Below are 16,008 nucleotides of genomic sequence, written 5' to 3'. Positions count from 1 at the left end.
TTGAAGATAGTATCTACCAAAGATAATTTACAAGTGCTACACGAAGACAATCACATTATTGTGATCAACAAACGTGTCGGTGATCTTGTTCAGGGTGATAAAACTGGTGACAAACCGTTGTCTGACATCGTTAAGGAATACATCAAAGACAAATACAATAAGCCGGGAGAAGTTTTCTTGGGCGTAGTACATCGTTTGGATAGACCGACAACGGGTATTGTTGTTTTTGCTCGTACAACCAAAGCACTTACGCGCCTTAATGAGCTGTTTAAAAATAGAGAAACGCAAAAAACGTATTGGGCAGTTGTAAAAAATAAACCGCCAAAGCAAGAAGATAAACTAATTCATTATCTAAAAAGAACTGAAAAAAATAATTCGTCAAAAGCGCATATTAAAGAAGTTCCAGATAGCAAAATGGCTAGTTTGGATTATACCGTAATCAAAGAGTTAAACAATTATTTTGCCTTAGAAATAAATCTTCATACTGGTAGACACCATCAAATTAGAGCACAATTATCAGCTATTGGCTGTCCTATTAAAGGTGATTTAAAGTATGGATTTGACCGTAGTAATCCGGATGGCGGAATACATTTACACGCTCGCAAATTAACTTTTATTCACCCCGTAAGTAAAGAAAGTTTAACATTATTGGCACCTACACCAAATGATGTTATTTGGTCTGCAGTTTAATAGCATTATCGGGATCATCCTAGATCATACACTCCTATTAAATTAATTAGATGCTTTCTAATTTTTATAAAATAATAGTATTAATTGCAATTAGCATTGTTAATAAATTATTACTTTCGGCAAAAATATAAACTAGTAGTACACTTAAAATACTTGTTTATGATTAAAAAATATAGAAAATGGAGCTTAAAAAAGATAAAATTGAGCAACTCAAGTCTCAGGGATATGAATTAAATTTTGAAAACACTTTCAACCAAGTATTGGGTAATTATAAAAAGATAGCATTATATGCTGGTTTTATGATTCTTGTTTTTGGTGTTTTACTGATTTCACTTATATACGGTGGACTTCTATCTTATTTTGGAGCTGAGAAAATTATCGAAATTGCAAAACCAGAAAATCTGACTCCCGAAAAATTAACTAAAGAATTTTTTATAATTTATAATATTCTTGCTATCTTACTTAGCTGTTTAATAAGTCCATTTGCTGCAGGCTTTATAAAAATGGCTTATTGTGCAGATCATGATGAGGAGTTTAATGTATCAACCATTTTTGCCTACTACAAATTTCCTATGTTTATCAAGTTATTTACTGCTACCCTACTTATCGCAGTTTTCAATTGGATATTAGCATCAGGTTTTGAAGCGATCGGAATTGCTTCTTTTGGTATTGTAGTATCATTATTAGTATCTTTATTTACAGCATTAAAAACTCCGATGATAATTTTCAGTAACTTAGGTGTTATAGAATCCATAATGACAAGTGTCTCTTTAATTTCAAAACAAGCATTTACAATAATGGGACTTATTCTTGTTTGTGCACTATTTTCACTCGTAGGATTACTAGGATTGGGAATCGGAATCATTTTTACGCTTCCAATTATGTATTCACTATATTACATACTATACAAAGAAATCATTGGGTTTGATAAGTTAGAATAATAAACTACAAATCGATTGAATACGTAATTTAAGCTTTACGTATAAATGTTTATCTGGAAACAGTCGCTACTAAATTATAAAAGTCAACTATGCTTGTTTGTTATCATTTTATTGAGACATTTCTATCGCAATTACTTCAATATCCTTGGAGTATCGTTTCATTGGGAATTAATTATTTCTCTCCGATTGATCAAACTCCAGTAGAGCAAAGTGTTTATAGAACAATTGCTATTTTTTTTACTGTTTTAATACTTATACTTTTTTACTATATCTTCAAATCAAATAAAATTATACAAAATCAATTCACAGATAATTTTTTATCGAATGAATCAAGAAGTAAAGAATACCAACACTATTTTCTTTACTTTGGACTGTTCTTTATCGTACTAGAAACATCATTAGAAATATTTAAAATCAGGCCAGAAAGTCTGTTTTTATCCAATGTAATAATCGGATCTGTATTTTGTACTATTTCACTTTTAAGTAGAAAATATACTTTCTTATTTAACAATTTACATTTCTTATTTAAATTATTTTTCTACCTATTCTTTTTAAAAGTTACTCATAACATTGTTAAGCATCCTACTGACAGCATACCTTACGTAGGTTTCATTATGCTATTGTTATTTTCTTTCAACATTTACAGACCAATAAAAATATATTACTACTTTCTTATCAATGCGATACTTGTTCTTTTAGTGTTGTTTTTTGAAAGCTTAATTCCTTTAAAGTCGATAATTGTTTTAATAAATTATAGTCTAGTAATTGTAATAGTCAACTTTATAAGACATTTGTCATTATTAAACATTAAAAATCAATTTCGTTTTTCGAATGATATCGTACATCGAGGTAACTCACTCTCCATCGCCATTGATGATAATAGAGAAGTAGTTTTTTGCAGCCAAAATATCGTGAAATTATTAGGTTTTACTCCAGACGAGATTGTGGGCGATAATTTTTCAAAACTTACACACAGTCGTGAATTAATCGAATATTTCTCAAGTACAGGTGCACTCGAAAACAAATTATACATCAAAGAAATCAGGTGCAAAAATCATGGACTAAAATACTTCCAATGGAGTTATCAAAGATATTCTGAAGAATTATTTATCATTGTGGGACAAGACGTTACAGAGCAGATACGGATTCAAAAATCGTATGAAAATCTGGTTGAATCTGCCAATGATATTATTTTTGAGCTGGATAGTTGTGGCGAATATATTTTTATCAATAAAAATTCAGAAATTATAACTGGTTATACACTTGAGGAATTATATAAGTCAAATTTTAAAAGTTTAATCAAAGAGGATTACAAAGAAAACATTATTCACTTTTATATCAATCCTCCAGACGAAGCAAACTCATATTCTATAATTGAATTCCCTATAGTCAAAAAAGATGGTTCAGAAATTTGGCTCTCTCAAAAAGTGTCTATTAATCGAAATGAATTTGGTAAAATAATCGGTTTTTTTGCAATTTCTAGAGATATCACATTCGTAAAAGATAATGAGAAAGAAAAAGCATTACAACAAAATAAAAATCAAAAATACAGCTCAGCATTAAAAATCTTTACTCAGAAAAGTTATTCAAACGCAGAAACGTTGGATACCAAAATAAAAACAATACTTGAGATTACTGCACAAAATACAAACATTGACCGTGTAAGTTTTTGGGAGTATAATAGCGCTAAGATTGAATGTTTTTACTTGTATAAAAAGAAAGAAAACGTATTTAGCAAAGAGCCTAACATTTTAAGAAATTCATGTCCTAAATATTTTTCGACAATAGAAAAAAAATCGCAAGTTGTTATTTCTGATATTAGTCTTAAACAAATCGATTTGGAATTTAACACATCTTATTTTCCTGAGAACAATATTGTTTCGTTACTAGACACACCAATTTTTATTGATGGCGAAATCAAAGGAATAATCTGTTTTGAAGCAGTTCACACCAAACACCATTGGGACAACCAAGATATAAATTTTGCTAGATCAATTGCAGATATTATTGCTATCGCTTTTGAATCAAAAAGCAGAGTTGAAATCGAGAAGAAATTAATTTACAAAAGTGAATTACTTGCTGCCATGACACTTTGTGCTGAGAAATTATTGAACAGCCAAGACCTTGATGAAATCTTTTCAAACGTGCTGATTTTGATGGGTCAAACTACGCAATCAAATCGTGCTTATTTTTATATTACAAATTTAAAAAACAAAACGATTAGCCAGAGGTACCGATGGATTGCTGGCACTTCTCATTTATCAGAAACAAATCCTGAATTACAGAATTTAAGTTTTGAGTATTTTGAAGATATATTGCACCCACTACAAGAAAACAAAATATATAATGCAACTGTTTCTGAAATTGATAATATCTCACTTAGAACTAAGCTGGAGAATCTTAATGTTTTCTCTTTAATTTTATTCCCTTTATTCGTGAAAAATCAATTCCATGGTTTTCTAGGTTTTGATGATACTTCACAAGAAAGATTTTGGTCTGAGGATGAAAATAATATTTTACAAACACTTGCCCGAAATATTTCCACAGCAATAGAACGAATTGAAACGGAAACTGCTATCCAAGAAAGTGAAGAGAAATTCAGGTTATTAGCAAATAATATTCCTGGAACTGTTTACTTGGCCAAAAATGATCCCGGCTTTAGTAAAATATACTTAAACGATGAGATCGAAAAGTTGACAGGCTATAATAAGAATGACTTTCTGGATAACAAAATTTTATATGTAGATCTTATCCATCCAGATGACTCTGCAGATATATTAGCCGAGTCTAATGAAAGGTTGAAGAATTTACAACCCTTTCATTTTACCTATCGTATCATTAAAAAAGACAAAGAAATAGCCTGGGTTGAGGAATTTGGAGATACCGTTCTTAAAAATGGAAAAATCACCTATATCGAAGGTATAATGCTCGATATTACAAAGAGAAAAGAAGCTGAAAGTGCTATAGAAAAACAAAAATATGCGGAAGCTGCCAATATAGCAAAATCAGAATTTTTGGCCAATATGAGTCATGAGATAAGAACACCACTTAACGGAATCATTGGATTTACTGACTTGCTAATGAAAACCAAATTGGGTGACAACCAACTCAAACATATGAGTACTGTTAACCAGTCTGCTCATTCACTGTTGAATATTGTCAATGATATTTTGGATTTTTCTAAAATTGAAGCTGGCAAACTAGAGCTCTATATCGAAAAAGTCGAAATTCAAGAATTACTAAATCAAGTTATAGACTTAGTTTCCTATGATTCTAGCATCAAGAACATAGATTTACAATTGATTGTTACTCCAAATGTTCCTAAGTTTTTCTGGATTGATAATATTAGAATTAAACAAATATTAATTAATCTTTTGGCGAATGCTGTAAAATTTACAAATAATGGTTTTGTAAAATTAAAAGTTGACAATCTCAAAACGATAGGAAATTCTCAGAATTTAATTCGTTTTTCAGTAGAGGATTCTGGAATTGGGATATTAGAAAAAAATAAAGCACGCATTTTCAATGCATTTTCGCAAGAAGATAATTCGACTACCAAGAAATTTGGAGGAACTGGATTAGGTCTCAGTATTTCTAATAAATTATTAGGCTTAATGGACAGCGGACTGAATGTAGAAAGTGAAATTAATGTGGGGAGTACATTTTATTTTGACATACAACTCAAATGCTCTAATAAGGTAGAGCCTGATGATCTTGTCTCTTTGCCTAAAGAGGCCGAAGATTATCGAAAAAGTTTGTCTCGATTAGAAAGTAGTACACCGATTATTATGCTAGTAGAAGATAACAAAATTAATATGTTATTGATCAAAACTATTATCAAAAACATATTACCCGATGCTCAAATAATTCAAGTTTATAATGGTGAAGAAGCTGTAAATCAATTTAAAGTTGCAGAACCAAATATTATTTTTATGGACATTCAAATGCCTGTGATGAATGGATATGAGGCAACAAAATTAATACGATTACTAAAAACAGGTGAATCAATACCCATTATAGCAATTACTGCTGGTGCCGAAAAAGAAGAAAAAGATAAATGCCTTGCTATTGGGATGAACGATTACATTTCAAAACCAATTATTAAGGGAATTGTAGAAGAAAAATTAGCACTTTGGCTGCGCTAATTGGTAAATAAAAATCATTAGATAAATAAACAACAATAAAATTATAAATCATGAAGTGGAAAGGTAGAAGACAAAGCGGAAATGTAGACGATAGAAGAGGAATGTCTGGCGGTGGTAAAGCAATTGCTGGCGGTGGAATTATCGGAATTGTTATTTTACTACTAAATGTTTTTGGTGGTGAAAACGGACAGATGGTAGGTAATATTTTGCAACAAACGCAAGGTCAATCTGCTCCGACCGAGCAACGTGATCTTACTACTGCCGAACTTGAAGAACAACAGTTTGTAAAAACTATCCTTGCCGACAATGAGGATGTATGGACAAAAATTTTTCAAGAAAATAATCTAACTTATAAAGAGCCTAAAATTATTTTGTTTGAAGGATCTGTACAAACAGCATGCGGTGGAGCAACTTCAGCTTCGGGTCCGTTTTATTGTCCAGGAGATCAAAATGTGTATATGGATCTAAAATTCTTTGAAGAACTAAAAACAAAATTTGGTGCTCAAGGTGGAGATTTTGCAACTGCTTATGTGATTGCGCATGAAATAGGGCATCATGTGCAAACCTTATTAGGAACATCTGCAAAGATGAGACAAATGCAAGAAGGAAAAAGTAAAGCAGAAGCAAATAAGTTATCTGTTGCTTTGGAACTTCAAGCTGACTTCTACGCTGGTTTGTGGACAAACTACAACCAAAAAATGAATAATGTACTTGAAATTGGAGATATTGATGAAGCATTAAGTGCAGCACATGCTGTAGGAGATGACGCTATTCAATCAAAAATGCAGGGCCACATCGTTCCAGAATCATTTACTCATGGAACTTCAGAACAACGCAAATATTGGTTTATGAAAGGATATAATTCCGGAGATATTAAACAAGGAAATACTTTTGATGAAATTCGTTAAATGACAAAATTAGGTTTGAATTTTTAATAAATAGGTATCGAGAAATAGTTCGCTAAAACGATGGTTTCTCGATATTTTTTTTTCGAATAACAGATGGCAACTGTGGCTGTTTTTCTTGCAGTAACTTTTTAAATTACTATCTATTTTAAAATTATATAAATCATCTTTTGCCATTGTTACTTACTTTATCAAAATGTATATTTGTCCCGAAGAAAACAGTAGCACTGCACTATGAAAAAAGCGTCCTTATTTTTAATCATCTTTATTTCGATAAGTAGCTTCGCTCAAATTGATAGCGTAGCTATAAAAAAAGAAAGCCGATTCAAAGTCGCTACAGCTGTACTTAAAAATAGTATAATTAGTGTACCAGGAGATTTCTCAGAAATGGGACATACTATCTCTAGTGACTGGAAACGCACCGCTTTATATACAGGTGGAATTATCGGACTTATTGCAGCCGATAAAATAACGACGGGTTATTTACATGATAAGATAGAACCAACTATAGATTATCAATTACCCAGAATTGATGTTGTTAAGACAGATATTGATTGGGTTGATGGCAATAATGCTTATATCTTGTACCCAATATTGGGGCTTTATGCAGGATCAATTATTGCAAACAACGAAAAGGGTCAGGTAGTAGCGGTCAATGCTGTAAAAGCAGTTACGTATTCCTATGTAATATCCCATTTATTATTAAAATCGATTACTGGCAGAAACAGACCGCAGCGTCCTCTCAATGGTGACGAACCTGCAGTCGCGCCCTGGACAAAAGACAATTGGGATTTTGGTAATTTTCACCGCCCCTACATCAGTTCTGAAGCCGACGGAACTTCATTCCCCTCCTTTCATGCCACTTTCTACTATTCGGTAGCCAAAGTGTTTCAAATGGAGTACAACAATTATTGGATTCCTTACACCATAGCTACAGGAGTTTATTTGGCCGATTTAAAAAATCATAATCACTGGGTGTCAGATATTTTGATCGGTGGTCTCGTAGGAACAATTATTGGTAAATCAGTGGTATTAAGTAGTCGTAAGCAAGCGGAAAAGTCTACAAATACAGCAGTTATAAGCAATCCAAAAAACTTTAAAATGACCAAACAACTCATCCCACAAGTTTCAAGTAGCATGATAGGTTTGCATTTTATTGGTAGCTTTTAATCACATTACAAAGTTAGAAAAGCTTTCCCCAAATAGTCAATAATATCAGATGCTATAAACGATTGTGTTCCTGTAACTGGTAGCGCAATATCGGCAGTGAGTCCATGAAGGTAAACGCCTATTATGGCTGCATCTACTGGAGCATAAGATTGTGCCAAAAGGCTGGTTATAATTCCGGTCAATACATCGCCACTACCTGCAGTTGCCAAAGCGGCATTTCCTGTACAATTTTGATAGACTGTAGCACCATAGACAATATGGGTAGGTGCTCCTTTCATAACAATGATAACATTGTATCTTATAGAAAAACTGATAGTTTTTGCAAACATCTCTTCTTCACTACTCCACTCACCTATCAATCTTTGCAATTCTTTCAAATGTGGTGTTAATATGGTTTTCGGTTTTAGCGTTTCAAGAGCTTCTGGATTTACAGAAAGTATGTTTAATCCATCGGCATCGACTACCATCGGACATTTGCATTTTCTCAAAAATTTTAAAACTGCTTTTTGAGTTTGAGACGACAACCCCAAACCAGGACCAATCCCTACAGCATCAGGTTTAAATAAGAGATGAATATCAGATATTCGTTTTTCAACATCATCTGTATAAGTCATTACTTCGGGATTTGTCGATTGCATAATATGATAGCCACATTTGGGAATAAAAACGGTTACAAGACCGCAACCCGATTTTAGGCAAGCTTTTGATGATAAAACAACGGCACCTATTTTACCATAACTTCCTGCCACTATCAAAGCATGCCCCTGCACTCCCTTATGAGTATCGCTAGCTATTGGATGGAATCTTTCTAAGATATCCTTCTTATCAATTAGTATTATTGGTTTCATAATATATTGTATCACTTTTACTTAAAAATACAAATATTTTATTAAAAATACTATTACACACTAGCTCAAATCACAAAAATATTTTAAAAACAGTCCTGATAAATTTGTATTGGACTTCACTTTGGTCAGTCCATAAAAAAGCGATAAATTAGCGACTTCAAAACTATAGAAAATCAAGATGAAAAATACTGCGCTTACGCACATACACGAAGGTTTGGGAGCAAAAATGTTGGCTTTTGCGGGCTACAATATGCCAATATCTTATGAAGGAATCAATATAGAGCATGAAACAGTTCGTTCTGCAGTAGGCGTTTTTGATGTTTCGCACATGGGAGAATTTTTACTTTCGGGACCAAATGCTTTGGCTTTGATTCAGAAAGTAACATCAAACGATGCTTCGGTATTAACAATAGGTAAAGCACAATATTCTTGTTTACCAAATACAACGGGTGGTATTGTTGATGATCTTCTAGTATACAAAATGAAAGAAGAGCAATATCTATTAGTAGTTAACGCATCAAATATTAATAAAGATTGGGATTGGATTTCAAGCCAAAACGATTTGGATGTCGATATGAAAAACATATCCGAAGACTACTCTTTACTTGCCATTCAAGGACCAAAAGCTGTAGAGGCAATGCAGTCTCTAGCTTCTGTAGATTTAGGCGCTATTGCTTATTATAATTTTGTAATTAGTGACTTTGCAGGAGTCGAGAACGTTATTATCTCGGCAACAGGATACACAGGTGCAGGAGGATTTGAAATCTACTGTAAAAATACAGAAGCCGAACAAATTTGGAACAAAGTGTTTGAAGCTGGTGCTGCTTTTGGTATAAAACCAATCGGCTTAGCAGCACGCGATACCTTGCGTCTAGAGATGGGATTCTGTTTGTATGGTAATGATATCAATGACAGCACTTCGCCATTAGAAGCGGGATTGGGATGGATCACAAAATTCAATAAAGAATTTACCAACTCATCTAGTCTAAAAAGTCAAAAAGAAGCTGGTGTTACTCGTAAGCTAGTAGGTTTTGAAATGCAAGAACGCGCGATTCCTAGACATGATTATGAAATCGTAGATGCTAATGGGATTGAAATCGGAATTGTAACATCAGGCACAATGTCTCCTTCTTTAAACAAAGGAATTGGTCTAGGTTATGTTACATTAGCAAACAGTGCAGTCGACAGCGAAATTTTCATTCGCATCCGAAAAAAAGATGCTGTGGCCAAAGTGGTTAAACTGCCATTTTACAAAAAATAAGAATCCAATTAATTCATTTTATAAGTTGTAAAAATATCTTATTTTTGCAAGCGTTAAAAAACAAAAAAATCAGAAATGGGAAGAGCATTTGAATTTAGAAAAGGAAGAAAAATGAAACGTTGGTCAGCAATGGCAAAAGCGTTTACGCGTATAGGAAAAGATATCGTAATGGCAGTTAAGGAAGGTGGACCAAACCCTGATGCCAATTCTAGATTGAGAGCAGTAATCCAGAATTCTAAGGCAGTAAACATGCCTAAGGACAATGTAGAGCGCGCGATCAAAAAAGCAACAGATAAAGATACTGCCAACTACAAAGAAGTCCTTTTTGAAGGCTATGCACCCCACGGTATTGCAATTCTAGTAGAAACTGCTACTGACAATAATAACAGAACTGTTGCCAACGTAAGAAGCTATTTTAACAAATGCAACGGAACATTGGGAACGCAAGGTTCTGTAGAATTTATGTTCGATCATACTTGTAATTTCCGTATTCCAGCAGAAGGACTTGATCCTGAAGAATTAGAATTAGAACTAATTGATTTTGGTGCCGAAGAAGTTTTTGAAGATGAAGACGGAATTTTAATCTACGCTCCTTTCAACAGTTTTGGAACAATACAAAAAGAATTAGAAACGCGTAATCTTGAAATTTTATCTTCTGGATTTGAAAGAATACCACAAATCACAAAAAAATTAACTGAAGCTGAAATGGCAGATGTTGAAAAGTTGATTGAAAAGATGGAAGAAGACGATGATGTTATGAACGTTTACCACACAATGGAGGAAGCATAAGACCCATATACTTTTACAATACAAAACTCTAGCGTGCGCTAGAGTTTTTTTGTTTCACATCAAACACTACAAATTAATCCCATGCTCTACCTTATTCTAAGCATATTATGCAGCGTCACCATAGGTGTCATCTTCAAAATTTCTCGAAAGTACACAATCACAACTAGTCAAATTGTAGCTTGGAACTACGTCTTTGCACTACTTCTATGTTACTTTATATTCCAACCCGATCTTAGCAGCATTACTACAAGTGCCCCTTGGAGCATTTACATTCCGCTAGGGATTCTACTGCCGACAATATTTTTATTTTTGGCGGCATCAATCAAATATATGGGAATCGTGAAAACAGATGCTGCGCAACGACTCTCTCTATTTATACCATTGCTTGCCGCTTGGCTATTGTTTGACGAACAGTTCAGTACCTTAAAACTCATCGCCTTTTTAATTGCCATGCCTGCGCTGCTACTTATATTGTCAAAAAAGTCAGATAATAAAAGTAACAAATGGACGTATCCAATGGTTGTCTTGGTAGGATTTGGTGCCATCGATATACTATTCAAGCAAATAGCACTGGCAACTACCCTACCCTTTACGACCTCCTTGATGATTGTATTTTCAATATCATTATTGGTAATTATGCTTTACGTACTGTACGAGGTGATTATACAGAAAGTAAAACCAACCAGCATCAATTTTTATATCGGTGCCTTAGTAGGAATCTTTAATTTCGGAAACATACTCTTTTACCTCAAAGCCCATCAAGCCTTTGCCAAGAACCCATCAACGGTATTTGCGGCCATGAATATGGGAGTGATCATTATCGGAAGCTTGGTTGGTATCATTGTATTCAAAGAAAAATTAAATAACAAAAATTACCTAGGATTACTATTCGCACTTATTGCCATCGTACTTATTACGTATTCTCAAATACTTCAATACTAAAGATTAATTTAAGGAGAAATAGTGAATGTTTTTTTAGGAGCAATTTCCAGCTATACGCTCCAATCTTTTTATAAGGCAGAAAAATGCCTCACAAAAAGGATTTCCACTGCTATCTGGGCTATGGATTATGAAAAGGAAAACATATTATTTATCGAAAAAATTATTTCTAAAAAAGGATGCAACTACATCATTATAATAAACACATTAGATTTATTCTTTAAACCTACATTTCTAATAAAGGCAACCCGAAACGGTTGTCTTTTTTTTTCAAAATCCAATAAGCTTACATTTTTATGTGTATTTTAAGGAGCAGGAACAACCGTTTCATAACAATCCTCTCTCCCATCCCGACGCTTTGGGTCTAACGGTGGTATGTATATGCGTTTTGTTTTTCCTATTTGTACCTGAGTAGTTATGACAAGTCAAACTATAGAAACACTGAAGTTTCTACTTCTTACTTACAAAAACTATCCAGCAAATAAAAAGACATCATACTTATTTGTAAGAAAAAAACAATATATTTGAAAGTAAATAAAGTATGACAGTTGTCATACATATCTACTAGTTAGCAGTAATAGTGCGCAAGAATCGAAAATTATGGATATTAAAAAATATTGTATTGAAAGTTTCAAAAGATGAAAATGCAGCTCCATTCCATACAACATCAATGATTCAAATGCCTGAAGGAAATACTATTTCAAGAGAAATGCTAGAAAAAATTTTTGCTGAAAGCAATGAAACAAAGACATTAATTAGACATTTAGTTCCTAAATATTTTTCCGAAGCTAAAATAGTAACAGCTGTTTCACCAGAAAAAAGTGTTCCTGAAATGAAGAAAAGGACTAAAAGAGAATAATTAATACTGCTCACCGCTATTTTGATATAGCTGGAATTTAGTGAAATTGCCGTTTCGCAATCATATTTTCGATAAGCCGAAAACTGAGCATTTACGAACTTCCAGCCATCTCAAAGCATAACGTTATGTGACAGTAATAAAAAAATCCAACGTAATCACACCACTTATAGGATTTCATATTTTAATTGAAATAGAAATGCGGAAACTTGAAAATTGCGTGTGATTTTCAGTGACAATTTCTACCCTATTCAAAATTTACTTTTCAATACCTAACCTGTCTTTTTTTTAATATTTATTTGATATATCAAGTAAATACTTATATTTGCTTGATATATCAAATAAATATGAAATTCGCAACACCAACAAGCACTGTACTTTACTCAATTGAAGAAACTATAAAAGCTTATCGTAGATTAAGTCAACAAAATATATCTAGTATAGTTCCCGATATTACTGTGGACCAAGCCTTAATTCTAATTATCATTGACAGAGAGGACAAAACTCAATCTGAAATTGCCGATTTAGTTTTTAAGGATTATGCATCAATAACCCGAATTATAAAGTTGATGTTAAACAAAAACTATCTAACAAAAACTATTGACGATGCTGACAAACGAAAAGCGGAGTTAAAAATCACACAAATTGGTAAAGAAATCATAGAAAAACTAAACCCTGTAATAAAAAAAAATAGAGAGATTGCGCTTAACACATTATCAGAACAAGACATAAAACAATTATTTGAAATATTAAATAAAATTACTCAAAACTGTAAAAAAAATAGTAAATGAAAAAAATTATCTACCTATTAGCTCTCACAAGTATATTTTCTTGCACAACTAAAAAAAACGTTTATTTTCATAACACTAAAGTGCAAGAAATTGTTAACTATCTTGATTCTTTGGAAGGATTCAGCGGAGCCGTTTTAATTTCTAAAGATGATAGTATTTTATTACAAAAATCTTATGGATTTGCTCATTTAGGTCATAAAGTCAAAAACAATACAGATACAAAATTTACTTATGCTTCCATAGGCAAATCATTCACAGCAGTTGCTATTTTTCAATTAATCCAAGCTGGTAAAGTATCTTTAGATGATCCGATAGGAAAATTTCTTCCAAGTTATCCAAATAAAATAGCAAGAGATTCCGTCACAATTAAATTGTTACTAATGCACAGAAGTGGGTTGCCTGATTATTTTTATTCAGATAAGTTTTTGAATACTCCTAAAGAAAAATTTAGAACAATAGAAAGCCTCACAAATTTATATGAAAATGAACCGTTAGAATCTAAACCAAACGAAGAATTCTCTTATAGGAATTCTAATTATATTATACTTGGTAGAATTATAGAAGCTGTGAGTAAAATGCCTTATGACAGCTATATAAAAGAAAATATTTTTTCTAAAGCAAATATGCAAAATACAGGCAATTTTGATATTGACCATATTATAGAAAATGAAGCAGAGAACTATACATTCTCAGACGTTTATCCAAACCAATTACAAAAAACAATTTTTATGAGTGCTGTAAAAGGAAGTTCTGCGGGTGGTGGATATACCACTATAAATGACCTGTATAAATTTGCATTGGCATTTAAAAATAATAAGTTCTTAAATGCAGATTATACAAATTTTATGAAAAAAGAACCAGAAAATGGCTCGTATGGATACGGATTGCAATTTGCAGGAGCAAAAGGTTCAGGTGTATACGGGCACAGTGGCGGACATTTTGGAGTTGGTGCTGAATGGCGAATATTTGAGAAACAAAATTATACCGTAATTCTACTAACTAATAAAGACCTAGGCCAAGGATTTTTTGATGCTCGTTTTTTTATTGAAAAAACAATTGCAGGTTCAACACCAAAGTTGAATAACTATTTTTATACAAAAAAAGTAATCAATACTTGTTTAATAAAGGATATTGAAGAAGCTAAAATAGTTATAAAAGAATCAAAATTAGAACTATCCGAAATCGACCTTAATGCCAAGGGGTACGAGATGATTAAAAGAGGTCTTTATAAAAAAGCAATAGACTTATTCACACTCGGAATTTTTTCTTTCCCAAAATCGTATGAAGCTTATGATTCTTTAGGTGAAGCATATATGATGGACGGTAATATTAACAAAGCTACTGAAAATTATAAAAAAAGTTTAGAATTAAACTCGGAAAATACTAATGCAGTACAAAAGTTAAAAGAATTACTAAAATAAAAAAACTATATACAATCACGTAAATAGCCGTCACATAACAGCTAGAGTTTCGTTGCGTGCGAAGCACAAACAATGAAAGTCGTGTTGAACGAAACCGCTCAACATCTATACCTATGGATTTTTCGTTTTATAAGTTTAAGAATTTCAAGAGACTATCCTTCCTCTATTTTTTTTGCAGTAAATTTCAATGTAATTTTCTACTGTTTTCCCTCACTTCTGAATATCAAATTCCTTGCCCGTAAGTAGGACGACCTTCTGTCTTTATAGTACTAACGCTAAAGCCTAATGATTTTAATGATAGTACATCGACAAAAGCTACGATAAAACAAACCACATTATATGAAGTAATTGTTTCTTTTAAACTATTAATAAATAGCTGATTGCGAGGAATTCCAGTGATGTGTTGCATGCTTAAATATACAACTTTTCTTCTTTTTTATTAGACATTATGTGTTATATTTGATTCAGATAAATTTTAGTTTTTTCATAGACTGAAGTTAGCGATGAGCTTAAAACGAAAAGGAGAATTTAATAACCTAACGCGATAAAAAATATACATTTAAATAGAATGAATAAAATTGAAATTCCATTAAGCAGAACAAAGTTAACATTGACAATCGTAGGAGCATTTTCTTTTGTATTCTTTGGGATTGTTTTTATAATTAATCCTGACAAATTTATCACACCTTTTTTGCGAAGTCCTGAATTGGTTAGAATTGTTGGAATTATTGCAAGTTTACTTTTTACTATTTTGGGTATATATGGAATTATAAAACTGTTCGACAAAACCGTCGGCTTAACAGTTGACGAAAATGGAATTACTGACAATACAAATGCTTCAAGTGTAGGACTAATTAAGTGGAGCGAAATCACAGAAATTAAAGCTGAGAAAGTTATGTCAACAAAATTTTTACTAATTTTCACAAAAAACCCGAATAAATTTTTAGAAAAGAAAAGCGGTATTAAAAGGAAAATATTGCAAGGAAATATGAAAATGTATGGAACGCCAATTTCAATAACTTCAACAACTTTAAAATATAAATTTGACGATTTAAATAATTTATTAGTTGAAAAACTGAGAGAGCAACGAGAAAAAAAACCGAACGTCTAACAGCCATTTAGCAAGATTGCGAATTTTGTGGCAAATTCACGGATACGTTTCCCAAGAAATTTTATCTTTAACGGAAAATTTAAGGTTACGAAATTTGCAACCTCGCTAAGGTCAAAACATTGTAAGCAATGCAACCGAAAA

Annotated in this window: 14 protein-coding genes; 12 read left to right on the top strand and 2 right to left on the bottom strand. The window is 32.4% G+C overall.

The window, feature by feature from the left end; genetic code table 11:
- The 5 genes from LXH21_RS09365 (at window position 1) to LXH21_RS09345 (ending at window position 7,851) form a co-directional block, all read left to right on the top strand.
- Window positions 1-690 carry an RluA family pseudouridine synthase gene (locus LXH21_RS09365; RefSeq protein WP_239865095.1) on the top strand — a complete coding sequence of 230 codons (690 nt, stop codon included), beginning with the start codon at window positions 1-3 and terminating at the stop codon, window positions 688-690.
- A 179-nt stretch (window positions 691-869) separates the two neighbouring features.
- Complete coding sequence (locus tag LXH21_RS09360) at window positions 870-1,631, top strand: hypothetical protein (protein ID WP_239865092.1); 762 nt, start codon at window positions 870-872, stop codon at window positions 1,629-1,631.
- Between the two features lie 89 nt (window positions 1,632-1,720).
- Window positions 1,721-5,776, top strand: coding sequence for a PAS domain S-box protein (locus tag LXH21_RS09355; RefSeq protein ID WP_239865090.1), 4,056 nt, complete (start codon window positions 1,721-1,723; stop codon window positions 5,774-5,776).
- A 50-nt stretch (window positions 5,777-5,826) separates the two neighbouring features.
- The gene (ypfJ, locus tag LXH21_RS09350; protein ID WP_239865088.1) at window positions 5,827-6,684 is read left to right on the top strand and encodes a KPN_02809 family neutral zinc metallopeptidase; all 858 of its coding nucleotides are present in this window, start codon (window positions 5,827-5,829) and stop codon (window positions 6,682-6,684) included.
- Between the two features lie 231 nt (window positions 6,685-6,915).
- Window positions 6,916-7,851, top strand: a complete 936-nt coding sequence (locus LXH21_RS09345) for a phosphatase PAP2 family protein (RefSeq protein ID WP_239865087.1) — start codon at window positions 6,916-6,918, stop codon at window positions 7,849-7,851.
- Between the two features lie 5 nt (window positions 7,852-7,856).
- On the opposite strand, the gene LXH21_RS09340 is transcribed toward LXH21_RS09345, so the two are convergent.
- Complete coding sequence (locus tag LXH21_RS09340; protein WP_239865085.1) at window positions 7,857-8,699, bottom strand: NAD(P)H-hydrate dehydratase; 843 nt, start codon at window positions 8,697-8,699, stop codon at window positions 7,857-7,859.
- A 178-nt stretch (window positions 8,700-8,877) separates the two neighbouring features.
- Here LXH21_RS09340 and gcvT point away from each other — a divergent pair, with 178 nt between their 5' ends.
- From gcvT to LXH21_RS09310, 6 genes are all read left to right on the top strand, one after another.
- On the top strand, window positions 8,878-9,960 hold the full coding sequence (gcvT, locus tag LXH21_RS09335; RefSeq protein WP_239865083.1) for a glycine cleavage system aminomethyltransferase GcvT: 1,083 nt from the start codon (window positions 8,878-8,880) through the stop codon (window positions 9,958-9,960).
- 75 nt (window positions 9,961-10,035) lie between these two features.
- A complete protein-coding gene (locus LXH21_RS09330) occupies window positions 10,036-10,749 on the top strand; it encodes a YebC/PmpR family DNA-binding transcriptional regulator (RefSeq protein WP_239865081.1) in 714 nt (237 codons plus the stop codon).
- A gap of 81 nt (window positions 10,750-10,830) precedes the next feature.
- Window positions 10,831-11,691, top strand: a complete 861-nt coding sequence (locus tag LXH21_RS09325; protein WP_239865079.1) for a DMT family transporter — start codon at window positions 10,831-10,833, stop codon at window positions 11,689-11,691.
- 619 nt (window positions 11,692-12,310) lie between these two features.
- Window positions 12,311-12,547: a hypothetical protein gene (locus LXH21_RS09320; protein ID WP_239865077.1), complete on the top strand. Its 237-nt coding sequence runs from the start codon at window positions 12,311-12,313 to the stop codon at window positions 12,545-12,547.
- 344 nt (window positions 12,548-12,891) lie between these two features.
- On the top strand, window positions 12,892-13,335 hold the full coding sequence (locus LXH21_RS09315) for a MarR family winged helix-turn-helix transcriptional regulator (RefSeq protein WP_239865075.1): 444 nt from the start codon (window positions 12,892-12,894) through the stop codon (window positions 13,333-13,335).
- Complete coding sequence (locus LXH21_RS09310) at window positions 13,332-14,756, top strand: serine hydrolase (RefSeq protein WP_239865073.1); 1,425 nt, start codon at window positions 13,332-13,334, stop codon at window positions 14,754-14,756. Before LXH21_RS09315 ends, LXH21_RS09310 begins: the two co-directional genes overlap by 4 nt.
- 223 nt (window positions 14,757-14,979) lie before the next feature.
- Here LXH21_RS09310 and LXH21_RS09305 read toward each other — a convergent pair whose 3' ends face one another.
- Window positions 14,980-15,165 carry a hypothetical protein gene (locus LXH21_RS09305; protein ID WP_239865071.1) on the bottom strand — a complete coding sequence of 62 codons (186 nt, stop codon included), beginning with the start codon at window positions 15,163-15,165 and terminating at the stop codon, window positions 14,980-14,982.
- Window positions 15,166-15,324: 159 nt separating this feature from the next.
- Here LXH21_RS09305 and LXH21_RS09300 point away from each other — a divergent pair, with 159 nt between their 5' ends.
- Window positions 15,325-15,867: an STM3941 family protein gene (locus tag LXH21_RS09300; RefSeq protein WP_239865069.1), complete on the top strand. Its 543-nt coding sequence runs from the start codon at window positions 15,325-15,327 to the stop codon at window positions 15,865-15,867.
- Window positions 15,868-16,008 lie beyond the last annotated feature (141 nt).

It is taken from the genome of Flavobacterium algicola, assembly GCF_022399565.1.
Classification (GTDB): domain Bacteria; phylum Bacteroidota; class Bacteroidia; order Flavobacteriales; family Flavobacteriaceae; genus Flavobacterium; species Flavobacterium algicola.
Note: the sequence above shows the minus strand (reverse complement) of the source record. Positions and strands in the feature narration are given on the sequence as shown.

Bases quoted from the DNA above. Each gene is read 5' to 3' on its own strand.
- ypfJ (WP_239865088.1), top strand. From the start codon at position 5,827: ATGAAGTGGAAAGGTAGAAGACAAAGCGGAAATGTAGACGATAGAAGA.
- LXH21_RS09310 (WP_239865073.1), top strand. From the start codon at position 13,332: ATGAAAAAAATTATCTACCTATTAGCTCTCACAAGTATATTTTCTTGC.
- LXH21_RS09345 (WP_239865087.1), top strand. From the start codon at position 6,916: ATGAAAAAAGCGTCCTTATTTTTAATCATCTTTATTTCGATAAGTAGC.
- LXH21_RS09340 (WP_239865085.1), bottom strand. From the start codon at position 8,699: ATGAAACCAATAATACTAATTGATAAGAAGGATATCTTAGAAAGATTC.
- LXH21_RS09325 (WP_239865079.1), top strand. From the start codon at position 10,831: ATGCTCTACCTTATTCTAAGCATATTATGCAGCGTCACCATAGGTGTC.
- LXH21_RS09300 (WP_239865069.1), top strand. From the start codon at position 15,325: ATGAATAAAATTGAAATTCCATTAAGCAGAACAAAGTTAACATTGACA.
- LXH21_RS09360 (WP_239865092.1), top strand. From the start codon at position 870: ATGGAGCTTAAAAAAGATAAAATTGAGCAACTCAAGTCTCAGGGATAT.
- gcvT (WP_239865083.1), top strand. From the start codon at position 8,878: ATGAAAAATACTGCGCTTACGCACATACACGAAGGTTTGGGAGCAAAA.
- LXH21_RS09355 (WP_239865090.1), top strand. From the start codon at position 1,721: ATGCTTGTTTGTTATCATTTTATTGAGACATTTCTATCGCAATTACTT.
- LXH21_RS09305 (WP_239865071.1), bottom strand. From the start codon at position 15,165: ATGCAACACATCACTGGAATTCCTCGCAATCAGCTATTTATTAATAGT.
- LXH21_RS09330 (WP_239865081.1), top strand. From the start codon at position 10,036: ATGGGAAGAGCATTTGAATTTAGAAAAGGAAGAAAAATGAAACGTTGG.
- LXH21_RS09315 (WP_239865075.1), top strand. From the start codon at position 12,892: ATGAAATTCGCAACACCAACAAGCACTGTACTTTACTCAATTGAAGAA.